General features: G+C 59.4%; 8 protein-coding genes. All 8 read right to left on the bottom strand.

The features are described 5' to 3' along the window. Positions 1 to 114: 114 nt before the first annotated feature. The 8 genes from K7B09_RS08055 to K7B09_RS08020 are packed head-to-tail and all read right to left on the bottom strand — an operon-like array spanning position 115 to position 12,719. Entirely contained in the window at positions 115 to 552 is a 438-nt protein-coding gene (locus K7B09_RS08055; RefSeq protein WP_223628690.1) for a hypothetical protein, read from the bottom strand. Between the two features lie 26 nt (positions 553 to 578). Further along, complete coding sequence (locus tag K7B09_RS08050; protein WP_223628688.1) at positions 579 to 1,916, bottom strand: McrC family protein; 1,338 nt, start codon at positions 1,914 to 1,916, stop codon at positions 579 to 581. Next, entirely contained in the window at positions 1,913 to 3,904 is a 1,992-nt protein-coding gene (locus tag K7B09_RS08045; protein ID WP_223628686.1) for an AAA family ATPase, read from the bottom strand. Before K7B09_RS08045 ends, K7B09_RS08050 begins: the two co-directional genes overlap by 4 nt. 4 nt (positions 3,905 to 3,908) lie before the next feature. Continuing rightward, positions 3,909 to 4,604 (bottom strand): M48 family metallopeptidase, encoded by a 696-nt coding sequence (locus K7B09_RS08040; RefSeq protein WP_223628683.1) that lies wholly within the window; start codon positions 4,602 to 4,604, stop codon positions 3,909 to 3,911. Next, positions 4,601 to 7,939, bottom strand: a complete 3,339-nt coding sequence (locus K7B09_RS08035) for a type I restriction endonuclease subunit R (protein ID WP_223628681.1) — start codon at positions 7,937 to 7,939, stop codon at positions 4,601 to 4,603. Before K7B09_RS08035 ends, K7B09_RS08040 begins: the two co-directional genes overlap by 4 nt. A gap of 15 nt (positions 7,940 to 7,954) precedes the next feature. Next, positions 7,955 to 9,274: a restriction endonuclease subunit S gene (locus K7B09_RS08030; protein ID WP_223628676.1), complete on the bottom strand. Its 1,320-nt coding sequence runs from the start codon at positions 9,272 to 9,274 to the stop codon at positions 7,955 to 7,957. Next, positions 9,267 to 11,753, bottom strand: a complete 2,487-nt coding sequence (locus tag K7B09_RS08025; RefSeq protein WP_223628672.1) for a type I restriction-modification system subunit M — start codon at positions 11,751 to 11,753, stop codon at positions 9,267 to 9,269. The genes K7B09_RS08030 and K7B09_RS08025 overlap by 8 nt, the downstream gene beginning before the upstream one ends. Positions 11,754 to 11,804: 51 nt before the next feature. Continuing rightward, complete coding sequence (locus K7B09_RS08020; RefSeq protein ID WP_223628669.1) at positions 11,805 to 12,719, bottom strand: helix-turn-helix transcriptional regulator; 915 nt, start codon at positions 12,717 to 12,719, stop codon at positions 11,805 to 11,807. Positions 12,720 to 12,857 lie beyond the last annotated feature (138 nt).

The following is a 12,857-nucleotide window of genomic DNA, read 5'->3' as shown; positions in this document are numbered from 1 at the left end:
CCAATCGGCTATATCCCGCCGGCCGAAGCTGAGGCAAACTACTACCGGCAAATCGCCATGACGGCAGATGCCATTTAACTTAAACCAACCGGCCTCCATGAAAGCCGGGGCGATTCACTTCTCATCGATGCGCTTTGAGTAAACCCCAAACTCTTCCCACAGATACAGCGAGAGCAGCGGGTACAGCGCGTGCTCTCCCTGCGACTTTCCACTTGCGTCTGCAGCAGGCGTGGCAATCACGCTCTCGACCGCAGCCACTTCAGCGACATCGGACATTGTCGAGTAGTAATACTTGCGTGGCCGCCCCTCGGTTGTCTTTAGCTCCGGGTTACGTTTCTGCAAGCGAGGTCGCTGAGAGCTGATCTCCGCTACTAGTTGTTGAACCAAGTCGGCATCGGTCTTGATGTAATCGCCCCGACTATTGGATCGCTTTTCTTGGCATTCTGTAGGATAAGTTTCAAAAATCCACTCGGCGATCTGTCGAGCGGAGAACTTCTGTTCTGGATGCGTGGCCAGGTAGTCCACAACCACTTTGCCAAGGTTCAGTGCCATCTATGTTTCCCCAATCTTCTTTGGTCTCAAGCCGGGACAGCGTTCAAGTTGTCGGCCCGGGTTTTACTTGAATTGTCCTGAATGAATGCGACGTCGAATGCTGGCGAAGCTGGCAGCATGAGTTGGCGCTTCGTGAGGCAAAACGGCAGCACCCAAAGGCGCATCCCGATGGCCTTCGGAAAGTCAAAGACTGGCAACGGCTCTGTGAAGGTGTCCGTCTTTGGATAGATCAATACGATGTCCCCGGTGCCGTCCAGGTAGTGGTGACCGTAGGCGTACAGCTGATAGAAGTCGGCCTGGCTGAGTTGGTACTTCTCGCGTCCGTTTTTCTTTGCCGCATCCAGCAGCTTCCACTTCGTATCCAGGACCAAGCGCGTGGTTTGCTTCTGCTTTACCAACAGGTCGGGCTTCAAGCGGAACCATCGCTGGTCATCGTGCGCAACGAGGTGCTGGCTGCTTGCCTGTGCCTTCAGGACGAAGTCAGCACGCAACTGCCTTGCCAAGTGCTTCTCGACATAGGCCTCGAACACTGCTTCCATCGGAAACAACAGCGACGGGGCATGGTGACTTCCCATCCCAGAGATGGGGCTGAGACCCTGCAGGATCAGCTTGGCCCAGTCCAGTGCGGACTCGTAGTAGCCCATGCCTCGATCCAGCCTGATTCGCTGAATGTCTTGGGCAACATCGACTGACGGCGGAACATCTGAAAAGACAAAGCTGAGTTCGCGTGCGACACGCTGGCTCTCCTGCGATCTGCAGAGGGTCAGAACATGGCGAAGCGCCGTGTGAATCAGGCGGTTCTCTGCACGGTCCTGCGAAAACTCGTCGTGCTCGGTAAAAAACCGGTCACGCCTGACCAGATTCTGGGTGATCTGCCGTGCCACCAACAACCGCCCACGAAGCGCAAAGAGGTTGTCCTGTCGCGCGACATAGTCACTGCGCAGTCCGCGCTTGACGAGCGAACCGACGGCCAACAGGAACTGCTGGATGAAGACCTCCAGGAGGGGCATGCGCTCAGCGACCAAGTCCGCGTTGGCTGTCTTGATGTGCCGAAACCCGGCCAGGCACTTCAACATCTCGATGAGGAGCGCGCGTGCTTCGTCAGGTGACGTATTCCTCCCAGTCTTTGGCAGTACCTCGATCTGAAATCCGCATGGGGCGCGAATGACGCCCACATAGCTGGTGACCTGAATGGCCCGCTGGCCGCTCAGGTGGGTCGGCTTGAGCCAACCAGGGGCATCGTCATCATTTCGCAGGGACTGCATGTCCAGCCAGGCGAAGACACGTCTGGGCACAGCAAGTCCGACCGCTCCGGCCTTTGCTTCGACGACCTTGTCGAACTCAAAGATCGTCAGGGAATTCATCCGGCGGTCACGGCAGGTTTGGGCGCATAGATGCCTACGTAGGCGTCCGGCTGATCGAGCGCGGATGCGTTCAACTGGTAGCGAGAACGAATCGCGTACTGATCCAGCTCGTGCTCGCGGCCGAAGAGAGCCAGCAGGTCCTCCTCGCGGCCGATTTCATGCACGAATTGGTGGTCCTGCTTGGCCTTCTGGTTATCGCCCAGAACCAGTCGAATCTTCTGCCAGTCCTCGAAGAAGTACTCCTCCAGGAGCGGAATGATCTTGTTCCTGAACACGGTCCTCAACTCATTGAAGCGATCGGCATCTTTCAGGTCTTTGATGCGTGTGAAGTAGGCATGTCCCACCGTGTGGTCGCGGTCGTACAGAGCCTCGATCCGCTTGTTCAGCATGGTCAGCAGCTGCTCGATGTCGATGTCCACGCCGTTGTGGGAGACGATGGTGCCCGCAAGAATTGAGGGCTTGGGCATCGACTCGATGAACTCGAAGCGACGGCGAAGCGCGGTATCGACCAGCGCCAATGAGCGGTCCGCCGTATTCATCGTACCGATGACATCAACGTTCGACGGCACGCTGAAGGTCTCTGCGGAATACGGCAGCGTCACGGCGACGGGGTACTTCGCACCCTCGCGCTTGTCGACTTCCACGAGTGTGATGAGCTCGCCGAAGATCTTGCTGATGTTCCCGCGATTGATCTCATCGATCACCATCGCGTACTGCCGCGACGGGTTCTTCCGCGCTCTGTCACACAGCCTCAAGAAGGCGCCTGGTTTGATCTCGTAGCGCACCTCCCCATTTGACGACGAGGCTGCCTCGCTTTCCGCCGCGCGCTTCTTGCCTCGCTTGGTGATGACGGGGCGCAGGCCCTCCACGAACTCCTCATACCCATAGGACTGGTGGAAGGTGACGAACTCGTAGCGCTCGCCGTACTCGGCATCGGTGTAATCAGACACGAGCAGGGCTTGCAGGTCGAACGTCTTGCCGGTGCCGGGCGGGCCGTAGTAGATGACATTCTTTGGCGGTTTGTCGCTCTTGGGCTCGTCTTCAATGTCGTAGTCATCGGGCCAGTAGCCGTTGCGTCCAGACCGCGCCCCAAGCTTGGCCGGCCAACTGCCTTCGTCCTTGTCGGCGGCTTCGAAGATTTGGACAAGCTCGCTCGTGAGATCAGTTGGCTCAAGCTCATCCAACCCGGCAAAGGCGGACCAACTGACTCGGATGCCGTCCTTGCGCAAAAACAGCCATCCGACTGGACCGCCTTTCACCACACCCTTTTCCTTGCGGCCGAAGCGCAGCTGGCTGTTGGTGGCCCGGATGAACCACCAGTCCAACCCCATTTCGTTCACAGCACGGGCAAGTCGGCCGAACAGCTCAGTCGTGGTGCTGGTCCACAGCGGCTGCCGTTCAACGAAGTCCTCGTGCCCCTGGAAGTGGGCCAGCAGGCTCTTGTGGTCCTCGTCTGCGGACAGACCCAGCTTTTCGGCGACATCCTCGTAGCTGATCTTGAAATTCTTGATGGCTTCTGCGCTCCAATCCACCAGTGCCGTGAAGTCGAGTGCCAGACCATCTGCGATGGATTTGATGGCCACGATGGGGGAGGCCGTGAAGCTGCCGCGAATCTCTTCATACTTCTTGCGCAGACCGGGGTCGCTAACCTGGGTGTCAACGAGGTCTATCTTGACGATGAAGCCGAGAGCGGCATCAATGCCTACGGTGTATGCCAAGCCCTTGTGAGATTTCTGCTCTGGGTAGATCCGTGCCCAGTTGTAGGCCGTGAACTTCCCACTGCGATCCGCGGGCTTGCGGACCGTCTTGGTCCACCCATCCTTGAACAGTTGCTGTTGCAGCGCCTCGGCCCAGTGCTTGGTGACGTCGTAGGCTTGCCCAAGCTCCTCATAGACGCGCTGCTGCTCCGGGTTGGTCTTGTCGTAGACCGTCCCCTTCCATTTGTTCAGCAGCTTGAAATGGTCGTTGTTGAAATAGTTCTGTGCCATCGCCTCAAATCCCTTCTACGTCCATGCCGTGCTCGGCCAACCAGGTCTTTCGCCGTTCGAAGTCAGGCAGTGCTCGCTCGACTCTCTGCCAGAAATCCGGCGTGTGATGCGGTTGATGCAGATGTGCCAGTTCATGCACGACCACGTACTCGGCAATGCGTGGCGGCAGCAGGATGGTCTTCCAGTGGAAGTACAGCCAGTCGCCTTTGCCGCATGAGCCCCAGCGGTAGCCCAGGTCCTGCACTTTCAGGCCGACGGGCTGGACCTCCATGCGCGCCACGTAGTCCTGCACCTTGTCCCAAAGCCATACCTTGGCCCGGGCGCCGTACCACTGAATCAAATGGCCGCGGGCGGTATCGACCACGTCACGGCGCAACATGAAACGCCCGTTGAGCAGCTTCAAAGCGGCGTCTTGCTCATCCACCAAGCGCAGCCGGTAGCTTCGACCCAGGTATAGAAAGCCCTCGCCATCGACATAGCTCTTGGTCGGCACGGCCTTCTGCAGGCGATCCTTCTCGGCCAGCTTGGTGTAGATCCAGAAGCGCTTTTCCAGAACGAATTCGCGCAGGCGCTCCTCTTCGACATCGGGCGGTGCCGACAGCACCAACTCACCGCTGCGATCCACGGTGATCTGAAGGGTCCTGCGCCGGGTGCTCGGCTTCAGTTCGAAGGAGAGATCGTCTACGGTCAGCACGCTCATGCCTTGGTCAACCTCTCATGGTTGGCGCGGGCGAGTTCAAGCAGGCGATCTTTCAGGGCTGACACATCACCGGGTGCAACCAGGCGGGATGTGCGCAGCGTTCTGAAGATGCGTGCCCCTAGAGCGTCTTGTGCCGGGCGCTTGTGTGGCTCCCAGAAGGTGTCGGTCAGTTCGCCGGCAATCATGTCGACGAGCTCCACAGTCAGGTCGCGAATCTTCAGCAACTGCTCGTCACTCGGACGCTCGGTGCCCACCACGGCCTCCAGCAGCATGCGCAGGAACGGCACGTAGTGTTCTGGCATGTCGGGCAGGCCAGCGTCATCGCTGGAGGCGCCCGCGCGCATGTCGCTGATGATCTTCTGCAGCGCTGCGATCAGGTCATCCCACTGATCTGCCAACGTCTTCAGGATCTCGTTCAGTCGTTCGCTGAGCTTGCGGAACAGCACCGGGTCCTCATCCAGATGCTTGCGGATGTGCGAACGGATGGCGTGTTCCATCTCGGACGCCTTGGCGCGGTCGTTTGCCTGCCGCGACAGATGCGTGTCGAACTCAGCATCGGTCAGTGCAATCGGCGGGATCTTCGGATCGATGCCCAAGGAAATCACATGGTCATCGATCAGCTTGCGGACCTTGGCGCCGACATCCTTGCCGAGAACCGGCGTGTCCTTGTAGCGGTTGCGGGCTCGGGCGTAGATGTACGAGAGGGTCTTGGCGTCCTTGGAGAAGGGCAAGCCTTCCGGGCGCGGCAACACCATGTCCAGCGAACCAAGGAACTGCTTGAGCTTGACGGTGAATTCCGCGCGCAGCCGTTCGTCCGCCAGCACTTCAACGCAGGCCTCCACGTCATCCAGTGACTCGATGCCGCGGCTGCGGAACAGGTCCACTACGCGTAGGTGCCGATCGCGCAGCGCCGGCACTTCGTCTTTCAGGCTTTGAAGTGCGCCCTGAATGTCCTCGTCGGCGTAGGCCGCCAGGGCTTCCTTCAGGTGCTGGGCGACGCCGTAGTAGTCCACCACGATGCCGCAGCGCTTGCCAAACCCTGTGCGGTTCACGCGGGCAATGGCCTGCAGCAATTCCGCCTCGCGGATTGGGCGATCGAGGTACATCACGCCTTCAATCGGCGCATCGAAGCCGGTCAACAGCATCGACTTCACGACCAGGAAGGCCAGCGCGTCGGTCTTCTCTGGCTTGGTGTGGAACAGCGGCTTCTTGAAGCGCTTGATCCTCGTCTCGTTGGCCGCCGCGTCCGTCCATTGCTTCCAGGCCGGATCGTCGTTGTTGCTGCCGGAGATCACTGCCGCGAACTCGATGTTCTTCAGCGTGTCGCGGTAGCGCCAGGCCTGCACGATAGCCTGCACCTTGGGCGGCCGCTGGCACAGCGCCTCGTCGTCCAGCGCCTTGTCTTCGGGTGGAAGCGCTTCGGCCTCGGCCAGCAAATCGGCCCTGGCCGTTTCAAACGCGGCTACGTAACGCACAGCGGCCAAGCGGCTGTAGGCCACCACCTGCGCTTTGTAGCCATTGGGCAGAATGTTGGTCACGTAGTGGCGCAGCATGTCGCGTGCTTTGTCCGCGATCAGCAGCGGGGCGTCGAAGATCTGGCCCTTGGTGGCGTACTTCTGCTTGATCGCCTCCAGTTCTTCCGCGCTACGCTCGCGGAACAAGTCCTCGAACAACTCATCCAGACTGGCCCCGTCTTTGACTGCACCCTGCGCGGTACGCCCCTCGTACAGCACAGGCACCGTTGCACCGTCTTCCTCGGCCTCTTTGATCGTGTAGCGGTCAATGAATTCGCCGAAGATCTCGTGGGTGCGTTTTTTGTCACCCATGATGATCGGCGTGCCGGTGAAGCCGATACGTGCGCAGTTGGGTAGCCCGGCCAGCAGGTTGGCGTGCAAGTCACCCGCCTGGGTGCGGTGCGCCTCATCGACGAGCACGAGGATGGTGTCGTCCTCGTTCAACACTTCGAAGGTCTTCGCCGCAGGCTTGGCCACATAGGTGGCCGCAGCAGGCTCCTTCACGCCCATCTGCCCGTCTTGCCAGCCCTCCGGGATGTCGTCCTCGGTCAAGCCCGGCTCACCGGCGGCATCCGGGTCCCGGTACTTCTGGATCGTGGCAAACAGCAGACCGGGGCCCTTGCGGCGCACCAGCTTCTGCGCGGCCACCGTCGAAGTGGCCACCTCCACCACTTCGCCGGTCAGCGTTGCGGTGGCGCTGAGCTGGTCCTGCAAGTCTTTGCGGTCTGTAACCACCACCACTTTGAAACGGCGCAGAGTGGCATTCGTTCGCAGCTTGCGCACCAGGAACACCATGGTTAGCGATTTGCCAGAGCCCTGGGTGTGCCAGATCACACCCCCGCGCCGGTCGTACTCGCCATCCTGCAAGCGAGTCTTGCCGCTCTGCAGGCGCTCAATCGCCTTGTTCACGGCGCGGAACTGCTGATAGCGACAAGCCACCTTGATGGTCTGCCCACCGGCCTGCATGAACAGGGTGAAGTGGCGCACGATGTCCAGCAGGTTTGCTGGGGTGAGCATGCCCGCTACCAAGCGTTGCTGCTCGGAAAGATGCTCAACACCAAGGCTGGCCGCAACGTCTGCCTCTCGCGCCGGGGCCACCGTCTTCCAGCTGGCGAAGTGCTCGAACAAGCCGCCGATGGTGCCCACGCGCGCCTCGTCAAAGCTGGTCGCGATCAACAGCTGATTGGTGAAGAAGAGCGGCTCGTTGCCCTCAAAGTCTTCCACCTCGTAGTTGGCGTGCCGCTGGTTGCTGTAGCGGCGCAACTGGTCAATCGCCTCGGCCAGCGGTTCCGGGACGGAGGGGCTCTTGCACTCGACCACCACCAGCGGAATCCCGTTCACCAGCAACACCAGATCCGGCACGATGAAGGCTTTGCCGCTGTTGTAGCCGGGCGGGCAATCCACGCGGTACTGGTTAACGACCGTGAAGCTGTTGTTCTCGGGAGTGTCCCAGTCGATGAAGCGAATGGTCTGGCCACGTCCACCATCCCAGCCGGGCAGGCCATCAACGGTGATGCCGAGCAACAGCAATTCCGTCGCCGCCTGGTTGGCCTCGATGAGTTTGGGCCGCGCAATGCGCGTGATCGCGGCGACGGCCTCAGACAGGCGTTCATCATCCAGCCAGGGCACGAGCGCCCCATCGACTTCGCGCAAGTTGATTTCGGCCAGCTTCTTGCGCAGCACGCCTTCCTGAATGACTTCGGTGAAGCTGCTGCGCCCGGTGATCACGGGGTCGTCAATGCTTCCCTCGATGTGCGTCCAACCCAGACCTTCCAGTTGCGTGACGAACGGTTTTTCTACGTCTTCAAGTTCCCATCCCATATTCCGGCCCTTTTCTTATTGCGCCAGCAACGGCGTGACCCGGACGCGGCCGGTGAGAAGGTCGTCCATCAAGCCGGACTTCATTTCGCGCATCTTCGACAGTTTTTGATCCTCGAATTTTGCTTTGGCGTCCTGAGCCATCAACCTAGCAGCTATTGCCAACTGCTCATCGCGTTCCGGAACCGGCAACGGCACCGAAGCAAATTTTTCTTGAGTCAGGTGAGCAATGCTTGTTTGTGAAACGTAGTCAGCCAACATGTCACGACTCGTCCAGTATCTGAGGAAGGCCAACATTAAATGGGGGCTATAGCCGCGCAGAGGACGAAGCCGGTGCAGCGCCTTTTGGTAGTAGCACTCGTCAATCGGCTCGTCCCAAATGGCAGCGCGTCCAACCTCCCCGCCTTCGCAAACAAGTAGATCACCCTTTGCAAGGCGAAAGCGCACGAGGTCAGAACGTGTCATCTTCACGAACTGTGCCGCGCCCATATCGATACCCCCCCATTGCACCGCTTTGTTACCGATGTAGGTTTTGTAAACGCCAAGGTTCTTCTCGGCATCAAGCATTTTCCCAAGCTGAATCTCAAACTCGAGACCTACTGACTCCAGTGACCATGCCTTGGGTATCCATCCCATGGGTGATGACTGGTAGAGCTCTGGTGCTTCTGTGCGGGATGGACGCAGTTCACCATTGGCATCTACACCGCGCGTCAGCAGGTCATGCAACAAGCCCTGCTTCACCTGCTTCAGCTTGTCGACGATGGCCTCGGTTTGATGGATGGCTGTGTCGAGAGTGTCCAGCAACTCAGCGATCTTCAGCTTCTCCTCGGGCGAGGGGCTGGGCAACTGGATCGAGCCAAACTCTGCTCCTGAGATTTCCAAGAAGGTGGTCCCGGACGCGCGACGCACCAGCTCAGGCTTCACCTTCTCAAATAGGTGGTAGTAGTAGCTGGCTTCCTCTGGCTTCTTGAAGACGATCGACTTGAAACCCTGATTGGTCGCCATTGGCACTGCATTGATCACACGGGCTCCCAGCGTTGCTCGTGTCGTCACCAGCAGCGACCCGGCTGGCAATAGATTCGCGCCACTCCCGGCCAAGCCTGACGGGCTGATGTGCTCCTGCGTATCGTGAAGCAGCTTACTGGCCTCGCCGCTGACTTCGCCAGGCGTGACCCAGGGAATTGGGCCTCGCCAGAACGATGGCACCTCACGCGACGGCGTGCCTCCCCCAACGACAGCACCAAGCTGCGTGATTTCTTGGTGATCCCAATCGGCTGGCAGTTGACGTAGAAATGCCTCGTACTGATGACGCGGAGCGGTGTTGACGGGCTCAGACATATTTCAGCCCCTTCAAAAATGCCTGCAACTGTTTGGCCGCCTGATCGCGGTCGTGCTCGATCTCAGTGAGCGTGACCTTGTACTTGTCCCACCAGTTCTCAAACGCCGAAACGATTTGCTGACGTTGGTTCGTGATGTATCGCTCGACGATGCGCTTCATGTCGTCGTGCAGGATGGTGAGCAACAGGCTGCGCGCCGATTGTTCGTCGAGTTGGCTTACCGCCTTGTCCAGCTCTTGGGTCAGGCTGTCATTTCTGGCCTTGATCAGTTTCTTCAGTGCGGTCAGTTCCTTCTTCCAGGCTTTGAGCTGCGCCTCATCCACGGCGTTGTCTTCGTCCGCTTCTTCCGCTTCGGCAGCCTCATCGCCATCGTCACCTTTTTCCGGGTTGGCTGCCTTGATCTGCGCTTCCAGCTCCAGCTTTTTGGACTCCAGTTCTTCCAGTTCGGCCACAAAGCTGCCCATGAGGAACTTGACCAGCTTGTGTTCCAGCGGGCTTTCTTTCTTGGCCTTGTCTTCCAGCGCAGTGACGATGCTGGTGCGCCAAGCATCGACCACGCCGTGCGATCCTCGTGCCATCAGGGTGAGGAAGTCGTACTTGGACTGGTTCCAGAATCCGGCCACGATGCCACGCACCTGGAATGGATCAAGCAGGCCAATCTGCTCCAGCGAGGTGCTGAAGCTGGCCAGCAGCTCGTTGCGCAGCGCTACAAAACTTTGTGCTCCTGCCAAATCGGTAATGCGCTGGCTGTGGGCAGCCCACCAAGCCTCGAAAGCTGCGCGGATGTCGGCTTCCTTGGCCTGCAGCCCGGCGTTGGACTCGATGGCCGGTTTGAGCTCGATCTTCGCTGTGAATGTGGGTTTGAAGTCGTAATAGGTGGCGTCACGCTCGACGAAGAAGTCCGTCGGGTTCAGGCCGTGTGCATCGAACAGGGCCTTCTTCGCTGGGTGCGCCACCTCGGCCTTCGGAATGCCACCTAGGAGATGAGCGCGCACGTCGTGCGGCTCGGGCAGCGGGGCGTTGTCGGCATAACGGCGGATGTTGAGGTTGTAGCCGTTGGCCTTGAGCGTGGCGTTGTCCACGATGGCCGAAAAGCCCGGCTCTTCCTTGAAGGCCTCAAAGGTGGTGACGATCTTTTCGATGTGCTCCGGCATCAGAAAGTTTTGCGCCCGGCCCTCGAAGTATTCGCGGTCGGCATTGATGAACAGCACTTTGCCTTGGCGATCCTTCGGCTTGCCGCTGACTCGCTCTGCACCGTTCTGCACCCGTTGGCGCAGCACCAGGATGCACGCGGGGATGCCCGTGCCGTAGAACAGGTTGGGGGCGACGCCGATGACGGCTTCCAACAGATCGTTTTCGATCATGCCCGCGCGGATGGTCTTTTCTTCGCCACCCCGGAACAGCACGCCGTGGGGCATGACGGTTGCTATCTGCCCGCCATCGGCCAAAACCGCCACCATGTGCTGCAGGAACATCAAGTCCGCCTTCTTGGCACCGAGTGGCACTTCGCCGTAGCTGAAGCGCTCGGAACGGAACTCGGGGGCCCAGGTGGACTGACCGCTCTGGTCTTTGTCGGTGGTGCCCCAGGGGATGGAAAACGGTGGATTGGTGAGGATGCGGTCAAAGCGGCGCAGCTCGCCGCCCTTGACGTGCTGCGGCTTGGCCAGCGTGTCTTCGTTGTGCAAGTCGGCAGTACTGATGCCATGCAGCAGCATGTTCATCTTGGCGATGGACCACACGGTGCCGTTGGCCTCTTGCCCGTACAGGTTGGCCTTGCGGCCTTCTTGACCTTGCTCGTCGATGTATTCCTTTGCCGCGATCAGCATGCCGCCGGAGCCACAGCAGGGATCGTAGATGTGATGGTGCAACTCGGGCTTGATCAGGCGCACCATCATGCTCACGACTGTGCGCGGCGTGTAGAACTCGCCACCTTTTTTGCCGGCGGAGTCTGCAAAGTCACCGATCAAGAATTCATAGGCGGCACCCAGCAAATCGGGGAACTCGAAATCCTCATTGCGCAGGCGGTGCAGGCTGAAATGGGTGATCAACTGTCGCAGTTTGATGTCGGGGATCTTGCTCTGTCCGACCTTGCGGGTGAAGTTGATGTGTTCGAGCACGTCGTAGAGGCTGGTGTTGCCGGTTTCCAGTCCGGCCAGCGCCTTGTTCAGAAAATCACCGACGTTTTGGTGTGCATCGTTCAGCAGGTATTCGTACCGTGACTGCGGCGGCACCCAAAACGAGCCTTCTTCCATGTACCAGTCTTTTTGATCGGCACTCTCGATGGCCTCGGCTTCAGTCAAACCTGCCGCCATTTCCTCCTGGATGATCTTTTCGCGGTGCTGGTCGAACACGTCGGAGCAGCGCTTGAGGAACAGCATCCCGAAGATGTATTCCTTGAATTCGGAGGCATCCATCTTGCCGCGCAGGATGTCGGCGGCTTTGAAGAGGTGGCGTTCTAGCTGTGGCAGGGTTAAGGGCATGTAGGAAATCCAGTCAAATTTGGTTGTTCTGTCGTGGCGTGGCGTGGCGCATCAGTCGGCCTTGCCCATGATGTTTTGCGAGTCAGGCGATCGGTAACCCGGGGCCAGCACTGCGTTTTTTACGCCGTAGAGCGCCAGATGATCTCTCAGCCAGAGTCGGTATTCGTGGCCGCGCAGGCTGTGGTCTGGCGAGCAGTCGACGCTCCACTGACGCAAGATGTACCCGGCTGTAGCGGCGCGCAGTTTCATGCGCAGCACACCACCATCCATGCTGTAGTCCATCTCGGTGATTTCCGGCCGGGGCTGGTCTGGATGCGGGACAAGCTCCAGTTCGACGATGCGCGTCCACTGGATGTCTTGATTGCTTGTTTCGTGCGGGGCGACGGGATGGTCCTTGAGCACCACTGGGCACTTGATCCGGGTAATGACGAAATCGCGGAACTCCTGGGACTTCCGGTCGAAGGCGCGGACGTGCCAGCGCAGGCCGTTGTCGATCAGAGCAAACGGCACGATCTCCCGCTCCGTGCGGCCGCTGGAGATGGAGTGGTACTCGATGCCGAGCGGACACTCCTGGTGAATTGCCCGGGTCACGCTCGCCAGCACATCCAGATCCGGATACGTGAGCCGCGACGGACTCTCGCTGGCCACCCACGCCTTGAGCCGCATCGGCTCGCCGTCGCCAAAGCCCTGCGTCAGCCAAGACAGGACCCGCTCCGGAGGAAAGTCGAAGATGGGGCGAAAGTCCGGCCCCAGGACGTAGGCCTTGCCTTTGGGGTCATAGTCGATATTGCCCGGAGACAACTCCTTATAGAGTGCCAAATCCCGGGTTGCCGCTGCGGACTGGATGCCAAACCGCCCAACCAAGTCCTGCCTACGGATCTCCCCCACGAAGCGCACACGCAGCTCAATGAACGCGAGCCGATCGCGCTGAGGCTGGGTCAGTTCTGCAAGTTGGTCTTTGGGCATTCCTGAGTGCTCTATCGGGTTAACGAATACTTGTGCGGGTTATTGCGGTAAGTATATAAGCTGCTCTAGAATGTGGCAATGCAATGTTTTTGATTCTTGTATGCGTTGCATTGTGATTACCACATGACGGGTGATGCC

This window comes from Thermomonas beijingensis (genome assembly GCF_020034655.1).
Classification (GTDB): Bacteria; Pseudomonadota; Gammaproteobacteria; order Xanthomonadales; family Xanthomonadaceae; genus Thermomonas; species Thermomonas beijingensis.
This window is presented reverse-complemented; position numbering and strand designations above follow the sequence as displayed.

What these genes read in the sequence shown, in the direction of transcription:
- K7B09_RS08020 (WP_223628669.1), bottom strand. Translation starts at nt 12,719, where the DNA reads ATGCCCAAAGACCAACTTGCAGAACTGACCCAGCCTCAGCGCGATCGG.
- K7B09_RS08025 (WP_223628672.1), bottom strand. Translation starts at nt 11,753, where the DNA reads ATGCCCTTAACCCTGCCACAGCTAGAACGCCACCTCTTCAAAGCCGCC.
- K7B09_RS08040 (WP_223628683.1), bottom strand. Translation starts at nt 4,604, where the DNA reads ATGAGCGTGCTGACCGTAGACGATCTCTCCTTCGAACTGAAGCCGAGC.
- K7B09_RS08045 (WP_223628686.1), bottom strand. Translation starts at nt 3,904, where the DNA reads ATGGCACAGAACTATTTCAACAACGACCATTTCAAGCTGCTGAACAAA.
- K7B09_RS08055 (WP_223628690.1), bottom strand. Translation starts at nt 552, where the DNA reads ATGGCACTGAACCTTGGCAAAGTGGTTGTGGACTACCTGGCCACGCAT.
- K7B09_RS08035 (WP_223628681.1), bottom strand. Translation starts at nt 7,939, where the DNA reads ATGGGATGGGAACTTGAAGACGTAGAAAAACCGTTCGTCACGCAACTG.
- K7B09_RS08050 (WP_223628688.1), bottom strand. Translation starts at nt 1,916, where the DNA reads ATGAATTCCCTGACGATCTTTGAGTTCGACAAGGTCGTCGAAGCAAAG.
- K7B09_RS08030 (WP_223628676.1), bottom strand. Translation starts at nt 9,274, where the DNA reads ATGTCTGAGCCCGTCAACACCGCTCCGCGTCATCAGTACGAGGCATTT.